The organism is Stutzerimonas stutzeri, assembly GCF_018138085.1.
GTDB classification, from domain to species: Bacteria; Pseudomonadota; Gammaproteobacteria; order Pseudomonadales; family Pseudomonadaceae; genus Stutzerimonas; species Stutzerimonas stutzeri_AI.
Genome location: NZ_CP073105.1, coordinates 1,473,420 through 1,488,030, shown reverse-complemented (window position 1 = coordinate 1,488,030; position 14,611 = coordinate 1,473,420). Strand labels below are relative to the sequence as shown.

General features: G+C 57.6%; 14 protein-coding genes. 4 read left to right on the top strand and 10 right to left on the bottom strand.

Annotated features, from left to right (window positions below; genetic code table 11):
- Positions 1-236 precede the first annotated feature (236 nt).
- The gene (locus KCX70_RS07005; protein ID WP_212619697.1) at positions 237-965 is read right to left on the bottom strand and encodes a TetR/AcrR family transcriptional regulator; all 729 of its coding nucleotides are present in this window, start codon (positions 963-965) and stop codon (positions 237-239) included.
- A gap of 182 nt (positions 966-1,147) precedes the next feature.
- On the opposite strand from KCX70_RS07005, the gene KCX70_RS07000 reads away from it, so the two are divergent.
- Positions 1,148-2,779 carry an ATP-dependent acyl-CoA ligase gene (locus KCX70_RS07000; protein WP_036997662.1) on the top strand — a complete coding sequence of 544 codons (1,632 nt, stop codon included), beginning with the start codon at positions 1,148-1,150 and terminating at the stop codon, positions 2,777-2,779.
- A gap of 98 nt (positions 2,780-2,877) precedes the next feature.
- On the opposite strand, the gene KCX70_RS06995 is transcribed toward KCX70_RS07000, so the two are convergent.
- Positions 2,878-3,678 carry an SDR family NAD(P)-dependent oxidoreductase gene (locus KCX70_RS06995; protein ID WP_003288984.1) on the bottom strand — a complete coding sequence of 267 codons (801 nt, stop codon included), beginning with the start codon at positions 3,676-3,678 and terminating at the stop codon, positions 2,878-2,880.
- Positions 3,679-3,780: 102 nt separating this feature from the next.
- On the opposite strand from KCX70_RS06995, the gene KCX70_RS06990 reads away from it, so the two are divergent.
- On the top strand, positions 3,781-4,524 hold the full coding sequence (locus KCX70_RS06990; RefSeq protein ID WP_036997660.1) for a DUF2889 domain-containing protein: 744 nt from the start codon (positions 3,781-3,783) through the stop codon (positions 4,522-4,524).
- A gap of 57 nt (positions 4,525-4,581) precedes the next feature.
- Here the strand turns inward: KCX70_RS06990 and KCX70_RS06985 are convergent, their stop codons facing one another.
- The 4 genes from KCX70_RS06985 to KCX70_RS06970 form a co-directional block, all read right to left on the bottom strand.
- A complete protein-coding gene (locus tag KCX70_RS06985; RefSeq protein WP_003288981.1) occupies positions 4,582-5,157 on the bottom strand; it encodes an aromatic-ring-hydroxylating dioxygenase subunit beta in 576 nt (191 codons plus the stop codon).
- A gap of 46 nt (positions 5,158-5,203) precedes the next feature.
- Positions 5,204-6,610 carry a Rieske 2Fe-2S domain-containing protein gene (locus KCX70_RS06980; protein ID WP_212619696.1) on the bottom strand — a complete coding sequence of 469 codons (1,407 nt, stop codon included), beginning with the start codon at positions 6,608-6,610 and terminating at the stop codon, positions 5,204-5,206.
- A 185-nt stretch (positions 6,611-6,795) separates the two neighbouring features.
- Positions 6,796-7,794, bottom strand: a complete 999-nt coding sequence (locus KCX70_RS06975) for a fumarylacetoacetate hydrolase family protein (RefSeq protein ID WP_212619695.1) — start codon at positions 7,792-7,794, stop codon at positions 6,796-6,798.
- Positions 7,791-8,492 (bottom strand): SDR family NAD(P)-dependent oxidoreductase, encoded by a 702-nt coding sequence (locus KCX70_RS06970; RefSeq protein ID WP_212619694.1) that lies wholly within the window; start codon positions 8,490-8,492, stop codon positions 7,791-7,793. The genes KCX70_RS06975 and KCX70_RS06970 overlap by 4 nt, the downstream gene beginning before the upstream one ends.
- 132 nt (positions 8,493-8,624) lie before the next feature.
- On the opposite strand from KCX70_RS06970, the gene KCX70_RS06965 reads away from it, so the two are divergent.
- The gene (locus KCX70_RS06965; RefSeq protein ID WP_131648019.1) at positions 8,625-9,023 is read left to right on the top strand and encodes a Zn-ribbon domain-containing OB-fold protein; all 399 of its coding nucleotides are present in this window, start codon (positions 8,625-8,627) and stop codon (positions 9,021-9,023) included.
- A complete protein-coding gene (locus KCX70_RS06960; protein WP_212619693.1) occupies positions 9,024-10,214 on the top strand; it encodes a thiolase family protein in 1,191 nt (396 codons plus the stop codon).
- A gap of 3 nt (positions 10,215-10,217) precedes the next feature.
- On the opposite strand, the gene KCX70_RS06955 is transcribed toward KCX70_RS06960, so the two are convergent.
- The 4 genes from KCX70_RS06955 to KCX70_RS06940 form a co-directional block, all read right to left on the bottom strand.
- The gene (locus KCX70_RS06955) at positions 10,218-11,012 is read right to left on the bottom strand and encodes an IclR family transcriptional regulator (RefSeq protein WP_212619692.1); all 795 of its coding nucleotides are present in this window, start codon (positions 11,010-11,012) and stop codon (positions 10,218-10,220) included.
- A 91-nt stretch (positions 11,013-11,103) separates the two neighbouring features.
- On the bottom strand, positions 11,104-12,690 hold the full coding sequence (locus KCX70_RS06950) for an MFS transporter (protein ID WP_212619691.1): 1,587 nt from the start codon (positions 12,688-12,690) through the stop codon (positions 11,104-11,106).
- 40 nt (positions 12,691-12,730) lie between these two features.
- On the bottom strand, positions 12,731-13,627 hold the full coding sequence (locus tag KCX70_RS06945; protein WP_212619690.1) for a fumarylacetoacetate hydrolase family protein: 897 nt from the start codon (positions 13,625-13,627) through the stop codon (positions 12,731-12,733).
- A gap of 1 nt (position 13,628) precedes the next feature.
- Positions 13,629-14,570 (bottom strand): VOC family protein, encoded by a 942-nt coding sequence (locus KCX70_RS06940; RefSeq protein ID WP_212619689.1) that lies wholly within the window; start codon positions 14,568-14,570, stop codon positions 13,629-13,631.
- Between the last annotated feature and the right edge of the window lie 41 nt (positions 14,571-14,611).

The window sequence follows — 14,611 nt, the reverse complement described above, 5'->3', positions numbered from 1 at the left end:
CCATTAGCAGAGCATAAAATTAATCTGTTCATAAATCAAAAAACTGTTCAATTTATTTTCACGAACACGTCGAAAGCACTGTTCTAGAGCGGCTCATACAGAAGCCATCACCTAAAGAAACGTGTGAATTCGCTGGCATTGCGGCTCCATTCGCATGCTGGCTGCAAAAATGGTGCGCAAAAAAAACAGAGCTCTCGGAAGGAGAGCTCTGTTTTAGGTGAGGCGAAATGGAGGAACTAGCGGCGCGAGCGTGAAGTCGATCCGACCGTCAGCGCTGCGATCAGCTTCCTCACACGAACAGGAAGCATGCGACGGTTAGCCGATTCAGACACCAGCGTTTCGCTCATCACATAACGAATGATCAACTCACTGATCAATTCGCGATCAAGCCTGACGCCAAGACGTTCGTCCCACTGGTCGAAAACAATATCGAGCACATCCTGGAAGCGAATAATGGAATCATGGAAGATTCGGCGGAAGAACCCCAACGCATATTCAGGAGCGACCGTCAGCAGGCGCTGCGCGCGGCTTTGCTCGAGGTAGTTGTCCAAATAGACGATCAGCGCGTTGAGCCGCGCCTCCGGATCGTTGATATCTCCCAACGCCTGGGTCAGCGACGTATGAAAACTGTCGCGCTTGTGTCTCGAAAACGTATCGAGCAGGTCGTCTTGCGAGGAAAAGTACCGATAGAACGTCCCACGCGAAACATTTGCGACCTGGCACACGTCAAGGATCGAGATGCGATCAGCTCCTGACCGCAGTACTACTTCCTCAGTGGCCGCGAGGATATTGGAAACGGTCTCTTCCGACCGACGGTTGGGTTTCACCTTGGCGCCGGAAGATGATACGCCCGCCCCCTGACGAACGGCTTTCTTGACGGTGCTCACGGGCTTGACGCGAGGCGCGACCTTCTTTTTCGGCGGAGGTGACGCTGCTGCGGCAAGCTGATCTGCGCGCTTTGGCATGGGTGAATCGGCTCATGACATGAAAGATACTCAACACTAGCATATGAGATAGGCAACATAATCTAGATTTGTTCAACTTTTGCCTAAAGACATTCCGTAAATTTGTATTTAGAATCGAATTCTCCCTTCAAAATAACATCGGGCGATCCAGCGCCTAGCGGCGCCCCACAAGGAGAAGAGCCATGAGCGGCACGGGAAATACAGACACTTGGGCAGTAGGCGAAAGAGACACTGTCATCGCAGCCCTTGAGCGCGCTGTGGCGCGGCATCCAGACAAGGTTCTGCTTGATTTCAGCGGTGAGTTATACACATACAGAGAAACTGATCTACTCTCTACCAAAATGGCTCGTTCGCTGGCTTCGCTGGGTGTGCAGGCAGGCGAAACGGTACTGACGATGCTGGACAACAACATCGACGCCGTCGTGACATGGCTCGCGATCAACAAACTTCGCGCCGTTAGCGTGCCGATCAATACCGCCTTGAAGGGCGAGTTTTTGCGCCACCAGATAGCCGACACCAATACCAAGGTGGTGATCTGCGAGGCGGCCTATCTCGATCGTATAGTGCCGCTTGCGTCGAAATTGCCTGAGGTGCAGCGCATTCTTTACCGTGGCCAGCTGGAATCGCTCCCTGAATGCGCCATTCCGGTCGCTTCGCTGGATGAGTTCCGCGGCCATGACCAAACGCCTCTCGAGACGAAGCCTCAGCCATCCGATCTCTCCTGCCTCATCTACACCTCGGGAACTACGGGACCATCGAAAGGCTGCATGATCAGCTACAACTTTATGTGCAACCTTGCCCGTCTGCAATTGCGGGCCGGACCTGCGAACGAGAACGACGTAACCATCACGCCGCTGCCGCTGTTTCATATGAACGCCCTGTGCGTGTCGATCATCGCCAGTATTCTGGTGGGCGCGCGGGCAGCGATACTGCCGCGTTTCTCGGTTTCCAACTTCTGGCAGGAAGTCGAACGCTCCGGCGCCACCATTGCATCGATCCTCGGTGGCATGGGCGGACTGCTGGCAAAGGCGCCCGACAACGACGCAATGAAGCGATGCTATGGGCAGATCCATACGGCTCGCGGCAATCCCTATACCGAGGAAACCAAGAAGATCTGGCGTGAGCGCTTTGGCACCAAGCTGGTGGGCGGCAATGGCTACGGGCTCACCGAGGCTTGCGTGATTACCTCGCTCGCAGGCGGCGAATATGCGGCGCCTGGCTCATCCGGCAAGCGCATCCCGGACTTCGATGTACGCATTGTCGATGACGAAGATCGTGAAGTGCCGGCGAACACCTCGGGTGAAATCGTGGTGCGCCCGCTGCGTCCGGACATCATGTTTCAGGGTTATTGGCAGCGCCCGGAGGACACACTGAAGTTGATGCGCAACATGTGGTTCCACACGGGTGACATCGGCAAATTCGACGACGACGGCTTCTTCTATTTCGTCGATCGGAAAAAGGATTATTTGCGCAGGCGCGGCGAGAACATTTCGAGCTTTGAGATGGAGGCGGCCTTCGCCGTGCACCCTGACATTTCCGAGGTCGCCGTACATGCCGTCCCGTCGGACAAGGGTGAAGATGACGTCAAGGTCACCGCGGTACTGCATGATGGCGCGACACTGCAACCGGAAGATCTATTCAGGTGGGCTACCGATGCGGTGCCTTATTACGCACTCCCACGGTACATCGAATTCCGCGAGACGCTGCCTAAGAATCCGCAGGGGCGCGTGTTGAAGTATCTTCTTCGGGACGAAGGCAAGACAGCGTCAACCTGGGACTGGGAAGATACGGATATTAAGGTCGATAAGCGCTAAGTCCGCTGCGAGGGGCTGCGCACAGCCCCTTCCCTACCTAGCAAAGCAACGAATCGGAATTAGCGTGTGGGCGCAGCGAGAGCTGCGCCCACCGTGTTTCAGTACTCCCGAACGGGAACGTCTTTCGGGCGTGAGTTGTAACCCGGCAAATGCAGGCCGCCATCCACGTGAATGGTCTCGCCAGTAATGAAACGCGACATCTCCGACGCCAGGAAGACAACCACCGGGCCGATGTCCTCCTCCGGATCGCCACAGCGCCCCAATGGCCGCATCGAGGCCGACATTTCGGCGAACCCTGGGTTTTCCGCCGCCAGCTTGTGGAAAGTAGCCCCCATGGCTGTGGGCGCTACGGCATTAACGCAAATGTTGAACCGCCCCCACTCCGACGCAGCGCTGCGGGTCAGGCCGACAATGGCTGATTTAGCGGTGTTGTAATCGCCATGCAGCCACGCACCGATCTCGGTGTCGATTGAGTAGAAGTTGACTATCTTTCCACCGCCGCGTGCCTTCATATGAGGCAGCGCAGCCTTCATCGCCCACCAGGCCGCCCATACCGTGGAGTTAAGCGTTTGAGCCAGCATCTCATCGGTCTTATCTTCAAGCAGGACGTTGGGCGTAGGCGCGAAGGCGTTGTTCACCAGGACATCGAGCCCACCGAATTCATCCACGGCAGCCTGAATGGCCGCCTCGATGTCTTCCTTGCTGGAAACATCGGTCTTCACAAAGAGCGCCCTGGCGCCCAACGCTTTCAGCTCTTGCGCAACGGCTGCGCCGCTTTGTTCGTCCAGCTCTGCAACTACCACCGCAGCGCCCGCCTTGGCGAAGCTCAACGCCACACCACGACCTATACCTCCGCCCGCGCCAGTGATAAGCGCTACACGCTCTCTTAGCAGTTTCATAGCCACTCCTTTCTTGTTGTTAGATAGACATTTTTAACTATAGTGTTCAAATATACTCTTTTCCGCACTACCAGGCATTATTCAGCAAAAAAGGATAACAAGATGGGTACGTTTCGCCGCCGAGTGGACATAGTGACCAGTGAAGAACACGACGAAGGCGAAGTTCGCGCAGCCCTCGAAGATGACTTCCACCACTTTCGCGTGTGGGCGCGTTACCAGGCTGGCGTGCTGATCGCGATTGGCGGCGAAGCGCTCCGATATCCCTATACCGCCTGCCTGCAGGCAACCGAGCCCCTTGAACGCCTGGTCGGCATGCAGCTCAGCCGGGTCGCCCATTCGGTGACACGCCAGACGGACGCAACGCACCAGTGCACGCATCTACTCGATCTGGCAGGGCTGGCAATTGCCGCAGCTGCCCGTCAGAGTCGCAGGCGTCGTTACGATATCGAGATTCCTGGCCGGGTGGACAATCGAACAATCGCGAGTTTGACGCGAGATCAAGAATGGAAACTGGACTGGCCCGTAAATGGTCCGCTTATCGAGGCTCCCGAGACTTACGCCGGAGTCAATCTACGCGAGGGGATGGCGCGCTGGGCATTGCAAACGCTGCCTGAAGAGGAAGCGGAGGCTGCTTTGATACTGCGCCGCTGTACGCTCATTTCGTTGGGACGGGAACGTGACCTGGACAGCCAGACACATGCAGTCCCGAGCGGTCTCTGCTATAGCCAGCAACCCGAACGGGCCGAACAAGCCATACGGATGAAGGGTTCGACGTGGGATTTCGAATCGTCGCAAGAACAACTGTGTGCTAGTGATCAGGATTGGCTGAACAGCCGAGGATCATAGCGAAGGACGCATTGCGCATGAGACGGCCCGCACCCCGAAAGAGGTGCGGGCTCGTCATCAGAGGAATACAGCGAGGTTTGGAGTGCCCAGAACGGCCTGGTCGATAATGACTTCGCGCCGCGCCAGCTTGAAGCCATCTTCGCGCATACGCAGCACGTCGCGACGTTCACCACTGATGATGTCGACGTGGTGGTCCTTGAACCGGCTGCGCGTCAACAGCAGATAACTGGTCACCACATACTCATCAGGGTTGGCGGTTTCCTCGACGAACACGTTCGTCACCAACCGTCGGGTACGCGACGGCGGGTCTTCCGCCCAGGCACTCTTGCCGGAAAGGCGAAGCACACGCCCCATGATCGACCGATAGTCGTCGTGGTAATGCTGAACAGAACGCACGATGCTCGCGGACAGCTCGGACTGGGTGCGGGTATGCCGCAGCGGTACGGTATAGATCAGATCGGTATCAAGCCGTGCTGCCCACTCCTGCAAACGAATTTGATCCAGTAGCGTTGCTTCCTCATAGAGGAATGTCACGACTTGGTTGTAAATATCCGCCCCGACCGGCACACGCTTGATACCGATCGGAGAGCCCGGCTGGATCTGGTCCTCGCCGCGTTGTTGAACTTCTGCCATGGAAATCTCCATTACTTTTTATTGTCATGACCCGGCCAGCGAGCGCTTATTTTTCGTCTGAAGCGGTCATCAGCTCATGCCAGTACTGCCACCAGTGCCACTGGGTATCGTCTTTGGTAAAGCCTTCATTGACGATGCCAGGGCCAGGCCATCCTTCCGGGGCGCCGGTTTCGAAGCAGGCTTGATACTTCAGAGTGCTCTTGCGCCCCATCGCGCCCTTCGCGGCGTGAGTCATGTGTGGCCAAGTATCGGAGTCGTCCTGCTCAACCATGCCGGATGTGCCGAAAAGCTGGATAGTCTGCTTAAGCATTTTTTCACGAAGCTCTGGCGGCGCATCCTTCTCGGCGAACACCCAATTGACAAACTCAAGCTTGTCCGGCCCTTGAGGAACATAGGCATGCAGAGTCATGGAACCAACCACGCTGCCATCCGGCTGCGGGATATATACGAAACCAAACAAGATATTCGGAAACATGCCTCCCACCTGCGGCGGCATGCTTGTCAACACCTTGAGCTGATCTTCACTAAGGTTACGCGCGAGTTGTTCGACCATGTCACGAGTCATGCCAGCAGGTGGCAGCGCGTTCAGTTTTTCCTGGACCGACAAGGTCGCCGGGTCTAGGCCAGTCAGGCGCTTGATCTTGCGCGCCAGATCAATGCAACGCAGTGCATGGCCGTGCGGGGAGCTAATCTCAACGCCGATCATTTCCGGACTCAGGTCAGTACCTTCCCCCTCGCCTTCGCCTTTTTTAGCATAGTTGCCCACTTCACCCAGCCAGCGGTGCAAGGTGAGAGTATGGAAACCATCGGCGGCGGACTGCTCGCCAGCGGTCTTCCAGTTCGCGTTCACGATGAACCGCTGCGGTGGGCCCAACACCTCCATGCCCTTGTCGCTGCGGCAGAAGAGCATGTCGTAATACCATTTGGCATCGCCGAGGAAGTCATCGAAAGACGGGCCGTCTACGTTCCAGGTTGCGAAGATCAAACCGCCATAAAGTGTTACCCGCGCCTTTTTCAGACCCAGCTCTTCCTTGGCCATCATCTTGCCATGCATACACTCGCGCTCGACCGGCGAGCCGATGAAGTCACCGTTTGGCCGGAACGCCCAACCATGGTAGATGCACTTGTGAATCTGCGTATTACCGCAATCGGCGGTGCTGATGCGCATGCCGCGGTGTGGGCAAACATTGAGCGAGACGTGAACTTCGCCCTCTTTAGTTCGGGCGGCGATCACCGAATCCGAGCCCATGTCGCGCACGATGAAATCGCCGGAGTTAGGGATTTCAGATTCGTGGCCAAGCAGGACCCAGATCTTGCCGAAGATCTTTTCCATTTCCAGCTCGTAGATTTCCCGGTCGCTAAGGACCCGCATCTGTACTTCACGTGTCGCTGGGTAGATAAGATCCGAGACCTTGGTTCCGTCGGACAATACGGGGCTCGTTGTTGTTAGCATGATTGCCTCCTGTTTATAGGGCATAGCCGCCGAGGGCGATTGAGACAGGTCGAATATAAGACACTTTTCGTCAATATGTATACCAGATGTCCACGTTCTATATGTGACATCTTGCTGCTGAAATAAACCGGCATGACTAGCTTGAGGTTTGAGCCAGGCCAACTGACCAAAAACAGGCCACTACCTCAGGCGTAGTTCGTGGCGGTGCCAACACGGGTTCGCAGCACACCGATGCCCTGCACTTCCAGCTCCACCAAGTCTCCTGGCTTGAGATAACGCAACTGCTCCAACCCGCAACCATTGCCCACAGTGCCGGAACCGAGAAATTCACCGGGGTACAGGGTTTCCGAACGTGAAACATGAGCGATGACATCTTCGAACTGCCAGCGCATGTCTCGGGTGTTGCCGCGCCCCCATTCTTCGCCATTTACCCGCGCCACCATGTCCAGGTCATAGGGGTCGCCCAGCTCGTCAGCGGTGACCAGGCACGGACCCATGATGTTGGCCGTATCGAAGTCCTTGCTCTTGGCAGGGCCGAGCATTCCGGACATTTCTTTCGCCTGAGCGTCGCGCGCGCTCATGTCGTTGAAAATGGTGTAACCAACGATATGCGAGCGGGCCGTATCACGGCTTATATCCTTGCCACGCTTTCCGATGTAGCAGCCAAATTCCAGTTCGAAGTCCAGTGCCTTGCTAAAGCTCGGCCACTGAAACTCATCGTCGATACCGACTACCGCAAAGCGATTGCATTTGTAATAGATCGGCTGTCGATTGAAGGTCTCGATCACCCGGTCATCGGCCCCCGTGTTCATCGCTTTCAGCGTTGCTTCAGGGTCCGGCGTACGTAGGGCACGCGCGCGTCTGGCGGCGGCAAAACTCTGTTTCAGGTGCAGTTCGAAGCATGAGCAGTCACGCATCTGCGGTGGAGGCTGGATCGGTGCGCGCAGCTTGACGGTGGCGCGTTCGATGACAGCCCCGGAGGGCGCCTTGGCTACCAGCGCCCGACCTTGTTCGAGCGCCTGCTCGCCGCCTTCGATCAACGCCAGAACGCTGGCAAATTCGGGGCTCTCACGACCTTGCATACTGCGATAGGCAGTCTGCAGATCGACGATCAGCCCATCATTTTCGATCAATGCCCCGGCGCGCTCGAAGCCAGCGTTGTCGGTATAGGTTACGAGCCTCATACGCGACCACTCACAGGCAGGCAGGCGCCGGTTACGGGGGCCGCTTCGTCCGATAGAAGAAACGCGATTACCGATGCCAGTGCTGTTGGCGATACCCAACGACCCGGATCGGAGTCCGGCATGTCGGCACGGTTGGTCGGCGTATCGATGATACTTGGCAGCACGGCATTGACAGTGACGCCCCGATCCTTGACCTCCTCTGCCAGCGCTTCGGTAAGGCGAACCACGCCAGCCTTGGACGCCGCGTAAGCGCCCATGCCCAAGCCCGCTTTGAGTGCGGCCAACGCGCCGACATTGACGATCCGCCCCGAGCCAGTCGCAGTGAGATGAGGCAGCGCCGCCTGGGAGGCCACTACCGCAGTGCGCACGTTCATCTGATACATGCGATCCCAGGTGTCGAGGCTTCCGGATTCAAGCGTTTCCCAGGCGAAACCGCCGGCTACATTGACCAGCCCATCGATGCGTCCGAAATGCTCGACTACCCTGTTCAATGCCTCCGCTGCCGCGGCAACGGACGTCAGGTCAACGCCGCCGATGGCATGCAGTTGTGCAGCTTCAGGTAATGAGCCGGGCAGCTCGGCGCGGTCAAGTAGTGCCACGCGGGCACCTCGGGCCAGAAGCAGATCGCCAAGGGTTCTACCAAGCACGCCGAAGCCGCCTGTGACGACAACGGTCTTGTCCTGCAAAGACTGGGACATACTGAAAGCCTCTTGTTTTTTTCTACGACGCACCGCTCGGAGCAGTGCCAACTCGAAACTAAATATGACACTTTTCGATTTTATGTACAAATGATAACGTAACTGAAAGATGCGCACCTGGATGGAATGTCGATGCCTAGAAAACTACCCGCGCTGAACGCCGATACCCTCGCCTTCTGGCAGGGCGGCAAGCGAGGCGAACTGCTGATTCACCATTGCGAAGCATGTTCTCAGTTCTTTCATCCTCCCGGTCCCATATGTCCTCGCTGTGCCAGCTTCGAGGTCGGCCCACGCTCAGTCTCCGGTAAAGGCACAGTGGTGAGCTACACGCTTAACTACCAGCCATGGACTGCCGAACTCGACGTGCCGTACGTCGTAGCGATCATTGAGTTGGTCGAGCAGTCGGGTCTGCGCTTCGTCAGTAACGTTATCGGCATGGATCCGCAACAGGTGCATATCGACATGCCGGTCCGAGTCAGCTTCCTGAACGTCGAGGATGTCTGGCTGCCCATGTTCGAAAGGGATCAATGAATGTTCGATCGTCGATACGATAAACAAGTAGCCATCACCGGCATCGGACAGTCCGAAATCGGTCGCCCATCTTCGCTGTCAGCAATGCGCCTGACGCTTGACGCCTGCCTGGAAGCCATTACCGACGCAGGCCTGGAGCGTAGCGACATAGACGGCGTCGCGTGCTGGCCGGGGGACAACAACAACGGCGACCCCTTTTCTCCCGTTGGCCCCAGCGCGCTCAAAAGCACACTGGGCCTGAACGTAAACTGGTTCGGTGCAGGCTATGAAGGCCCCGGCCCGCTTGCCGGCGTGATTAACGCAGCCATGGCAATCGAAGCAGGCCTGTGCAAACACGTTCTGGTATTTCGCACCATCACCGAAGCATCGGCCCGCATGTCGAACAAGCAGGCTGGCGCGCTCACCAACAAGACTCAGGGCCGCGACAGCAGCTTCGCGTGGCAATGGTTCACGCCGTTCAACGTAATGTCCGGCATCAACCTAATGGCGCTCTATGCGCAGCGCCATTTTCATGAGTACGGCACACGACCCGAACAGCTGGCTCAGATAGCCCTGACCTGTCGCCGAAATGCGATGCGTAATCCCAAGGCACTTTATCGAACGCCGATGACCATGGACGACTACATGGCATCGCGGATGATCTCGACTCCACTGCGTATGTTCGATTGCGACGTACATTGCGATGCGTCCACCGCAATCGTACTGTCGCGGCGAGATACCGCGCGCGACACACGCAATACGCCGATTCGTATCGAATCCATTGGCGCGGCATTGAATCAGCCGTGGTCGTGGGATCAGATCTCGCTCACCCAGATGGCGGCTTTCGACGTAGGTCGGATGATGTGGGACCGCACCGACTATCGCCCCCAGGATGTCGACTCCGCGCAGCTATACGACGGCTTTTCCATCCTCACCATGATCTGGCTGGAGGCCCTGGGGCTCTGCCCGACCGGCGAAAGTGGCGCTTTCGTCGAGGGTGGTCAGCGTATCGCGCTGGACGGCGAGCTACCTATCAATACTAATGGCGGCCAGCTTTCCGGCGGCCGCACCCACGGCCTGGGCTATGTGCATGAGGCCTGCCTGCAGCTATGGGGGCGAGCCGAGGGGCGGCAGACTACGGAGAACCGAGTCTGCGCAGTGGCGGCTGGAGGTGGCCCATTGGGCGGCAGCCTTTTGCTGGTTCGGGAATAGTTACTAGAAGAGAACGCTGGTCAGTTCGCTGCAGAATTCGACGAGGGCATCGCCCAATTCGGCGATGCCCTCCTCATCACGCTGACCGCGGAACATCACTGCCGAAACCGTAAAGTCGATGCTGCCGCCGGGGGAAAAAACAGGCGCGGCAACGGCAAGAATGCCCACGGAGAAATGGCCATCGTCTGTTGCCCAGCCTCGCTTCTGAGCCTCGCGTACTTCTTCCCGGTACATATCGAAAGGCAACGGTCGAGCCCAGCGGATGCTGTCGTACGTCGCGCGTATTTCGGGGCTGTCGAGATCGATCTGCGTAGCGAACAATCTGCCGCTGGCACCCATCAGCATCGGCAGACGTTGCCCTTCGGCCATATCGATTCGAACGTCTGTGGGGCTCGCCGCGGAACTGACGATCACAATGCGGTCCGCACCCAGGCGCCGCCACAACGTAACAGTGATGCTCTGCCTCGCAGCCAGGCTTTGTAACAACGGCTTCGCCAGCTGCACCCGCTGCCCCTGGGTGACCAACTGCTCAACGAGACGCGCCAGCCCTATCCCCGCCGAATAGCGCTTTGACATGAGATTGAAATCCACCACGTCTTCAGCGACCAATGTGCGCAGGATGTTGAAGCATGTGCTTGGATTGATTGAAAGCTGGCGTGCGATATCAACGGAGCGCTCAGGCGTCCCGACCTGGCTCAGATGCCGCAAGATACGAATCGCATTGGCCACCGGTTTGACAAGGACGGCACCGTTGGCCTTCTGCTGTTCACCAAGGTCTAAAATTTCGTTGCTATTCATGCAGATCCCTAACTCATGCTCGCTTTAGATCTGCATTCTATACTGAGAATAAAACACCGCAACTAATTCAGCATACGGATGCCAAGCGGTATTACTGATCGTTTACCGAAGGGGCTTGGTAGATGTAGCGGCGCGTTGCCAAAGTGTCACATCGGAATCGCTGCAAGCTATTTTCTTTAGACTCGTCAGCTTTGGTGACTCTAGCCCGCTGGCGCAAATATTCGAGCCAGGACTCGACGATAAAACGCTCAACGTAAAGGTTCTTTTCACTCAGATCGCGGTAAAGCCGCCAGTTCTGTGCCCCGTTTCGCCGTCTGGATTGGCCGACGTCATAGGCCGTGCGGACGAAAATGTCGCGTTCGGCATCATTGACTCGGTAGCTGATTTCCACAGACACCGGACCATCGGAATGAGAAACATCGCGTGCCAGCAACAGCTTGTCGGTCTGCTGCGCTTCAGCGAAATCAGCTTCGTTACCCAACTCGATTGTGCCGTTACGGGTGATGAGAAGCCCCAACAGAATAGTCACGGCAGAAATGATGAGCGCGTTATTGAGTCCGATATATTCTGCCAACGCCCCCCACAGAGCCCCGCCCAGCGCCATGGCTCCCATGAGCATTAGCAGGTACACCGAAGCGACTCGGGCGCGCACCCAGTTCGCCGCGTAGGTTTGCACGACCGTGGAGATGGTCGCATTCACGGCCATCCAGCCCATGCCAGCGAAGATCAGCATCGCGCACACGACGTAACGGTTATGCGTTAGGGCAGCAGCAAGTGTTGCAGCTGCAAAAGCGATCGCACCTGAAGCAATGAGCGTGCGCAACGTAAATCGGCGATACAGCTTCGTGAGATTGAGAGCAGCTACCACTGCCCCTCCGCCCATGAATGCCATGAGCAAGCCATAGCCGCCAGCATCCATGTCGAGCTCTTCCTTAGCTACCAGAGGCATCAGCGCCCATAGTGCGCTGGCGCAACTGGTAAACACGAACACCTGCTTCAACGCATTGAACAGGACTGACGAGTGCCGGATATAGCGCAAACCGCTGCGCATGCCACCGCTGAAGGTTTCCGGTGGCAGGTCATGCGCCTGCCGGCTCGATTTCAAGGTGAGAATAAACAGGATCACGGCCGTCATGCACAGAGCAATCACCAGAAACACCGATGCCGCGTTCCAGTATGCAATCAGCACACCGGCAATCGCCGGGCCCAATGCCCGAGCGGCATTGGTCGCGATGCCATTCAGCGATACTGCGGCCGGAACCTCACTTCGCGGCAACACATCGACGATGGTCACCATCCACGCGGACATTCCCAACGCGCTGCCAGTACCCAGAACAAAGGTCAGCAAAAGCAGCGTCCAGGCACCCAGTTCGCCGCTGTAGGCAAGCAGACATAGGACTGCGGCCGCGCCGAACATCGTCGCCTGCGTTACGATCAGCCAGCGGCGGCGATCCACCAGATCGGCGATCACTCCACCTGGCAGGCCGAACAAAAAGACCGGTAGCGTCATCGCCGTCTGTACCAGCGAGACCATCAGCGGTGACGACGACAGCGTCGTCATGATCCAGGCCGCACCGACCGTTTGCATCCAGATGGCCAGGTTTACGACAGCAGCAGCAAACCAGAGGCCTCGGAATACTCGGTGACGGAACGGAATCCAGGGTGATCCCTCTTTCATTGCTGCTCCTTCACACAAGGCTGCGAACGATGGGCGCCACTTAGCCTATAATGTCATCACCCGCAGGCAGCCCAAGCCGGCCCACTTTGCGTGCAGCATGCAGCTCGCGCCGCTCACCGACGCGGTTGCACAGCTGCCCAACGCCCTCGATTCGGGCATCGATCGCATCGCCGGGTTTTAGGAAGTTGCCCGTTTCCAGCGCCACGCCATGCGTCGAGCCAGTAAAAACCATATCCCCTGGGCGAAGCGTTATCCGTGCATCGAGGTAATTCAGAAGCTCGTCCACCGGGAAAATCATGTTTCCGGTGTTGTCCTGCTGGCGCTGTTCACCATTAACGCTCAGTTGCAGATTCAGTGCCGGCTGACCGGGACCACCGAGCTCATCGAGCGTAACTATCCAAGGACCTATCGGAGTAGTGCGATCCATAGCCTTTTGCGTAAGCAGGTCGAGACGACCGATCTGCCGGCCCGCATCTCGCGCACTGATGTCGTTGCCAACCGTATAGCCGAGCAAGCACGCGCTCGCCTGCGGCTCGTCCAGTAGAGGACGGGCGACCACGGCGACCAGCTCGACTTCATAGTCGAGCTCACCCGTCACGGCTGGAAACTGAATGTCTTCACCCGCGCCAACCAGAGCTGATTCCGGAATCGAATACGCCAGGGTATGTGCCGGTGCTTTGCTACCTAGCCGCTCGAGATGGCTCAGATAGTTGAGGCCAACGCCGAAAATCCGCCCGCCAGGCTGAAGTGGCGGTAGCAGGCGGCACGCTGCTAGAGGAATCCAATCAGCGTCGAGGTCCAGCGCCGCTTCCCCTTGCTCGCCAAGCGACGGTGCCCATTCGCTGAAAGGCGCCCGAATGGCCCGCAGGCGAACGCTATTGGCATCCAGCAAGGCCCAAAAGGCCTCGCCGGCAACTTCCACGCGTGCGATGCGCATCTCAGCGCTTGCTGGCCAAGTATTCCGGATCGAGTACCTCTTCAGGCGTTTTCACGCTCGGCCCGAGGATGGGGCCAACCATTTCATGCCCCCACACGCTCAATACTTCTGGATTGAGTTCGAACGGATCGCCCTGCCACGGCTCGATCTCGGCAATGGTCTCGATGGCGAAGCCCGACGGCGTGAAATGGTAGAAGGACACGTGCGGGTCCTGGGTATGCTGGCCGAGCGTCATCATCATTGGCAGCTCACGTTTACGCACGATGTCGTAGGTCTCGCCAACGTCGCGGATGCTGCTGACAACGATGCCGACATGCTGCACACCCATACGCCCCGGCCCGAAACCATATGCGATGTCATGGCTGGTGTGATGGTTCAGCTTGGAACGGAAAAAGCCGGTGCGACCCTTGCCAGCGCCTGCGCCATACCAGCTGAAGCCCATCACATTGATCAGGAAATTCTCGAGTTCGGGGCCGTATTCCGGCGTGATCACCACGACGTGCCCAGCACCGCGCTCATTGGCAACGAAGCCGCCATGGCAGCGCCCCGGCATGAAGGAGCGTGGCGTCCATTTTTGTGCGTAGAAAAGTTCATGCTGATAGCCGACCGGATCGCGAAAACGGATCAGCTCGCGCACGCCGCGCTTCTCGCAAAGCTCCGCGTCGCCGCGGGTGAACTCAACGCCGGCAGCGGTGAATTTCTTCAACGCATCCTCGAAGGCCATCCGCCCTATCGCTTCCCAGCCTATATAGGCGAGACGGTCGACCTTACCGGGGTGGAAGGCAAAACGATGGCGGCGATCGTCGATCTTGAAATAAAGCGAATCGGGGTCGCTCTCGGGGCTGCGGCCGATTCCGAAGCCCATGACGTTTGGGCCATAGTCACGCCACTCATCGAGTTTGGTGGTTTCGAAGCCCATGTAACCGATGCCGATGATATCCACGAGAATTCACCTCTTTGTTGTTCTAGGTTCACGGACGCCAC

Coding starts and splice junctions, on each gene's coding strand:
- KCX70_RS07005 (WP_212619697.1), bottom strand. CDS start 965: ATGCCAAAGCGCGCAGATCAGCTTGCCGCAGCAGCGTCACCTCCGCCG.
- KCX70_RS07000 (WP_036997662.1), top strand. CDS start 1,148: ATGAGCGGCACGGGAAATACAGACACTTGGGCAGTAGGCGAAAGAGAC.
- KCX70_RS06995 (WP_003288984.1), bottom strand. CDS start 3,678: ATGAAACTGCTAAGAGAGCGTGTAGCGCTTATCACTGGCGCGGGCGGA.
- KCX70_RS06990 (WP_036997660.1), top strand. CDS start 3,781: ATGGGTACGTTTCGCCGCCGAGTGGACATAGTGACCAGTGAAGAACAC.
- KCX70_RS06985 (WP_003288981.1), bottom strand. CDS start 5,157: ATGGCAGAAGTTCAACAACGCGGCGAGGACCAGATCCAGCCGGGCTCT.
- KCX70_RS06980 (WP_212619696.1), bottom strand. CDS start 6,610: ATGCTAACAACAACGAGCCCCGTATTGTCCGACGGAACCAAGGTCTCG.
- KCX70_RS06975 (WP_212619695.1), bottom strand. CDS start 7,794: ATGAGGCTCGTAACCTATACCGACAACGCTGGCTTCGAGCGCGCCGGG.
- KCX70_RS06970 (WP_212619694.1), bottom strand. CDS start 8,492: ATGTCCCAGTCTTTGCAGGACAAGACCGTTGTCGTCACAGGCGGCTTC.
- KCX70_RS06965 (WP_131648019.1), top strand. CDS start 8,625: ATGCCTAGAAAACTACCCGCGCTGAACGCCGATACCCTCGCCTTCTGG.
- KCX70_RS06960 (WP_212619693.1), top strand. CDS start 9,024: ATGTTCGATCGTCGATACGATAAACAAGTAGCCATCACCGGCATCGGA.
- KCX70_RS06955 (WP_212619692.1), bottom strand. CDS start 11,012: ATGAATAGCAACGAAATTTTAGACCTTGGTGAACAGCAGAAGGCCAAC.
- KCX70_RS06950 (WP_212619691.1), bottom strand. CDS start 12,690: ATGAAAGAGGGATCACCCTGGATTCCGTTCCGTCACCGAGTATTCCGA.
- KCX70_RS06945 (WP_212619690.1), bottom strand. CDS start 13,627: ATGCGCATCGCACGCGTGGAAGTTGCCGGCGAGGCCTTTTGGGCCTTG.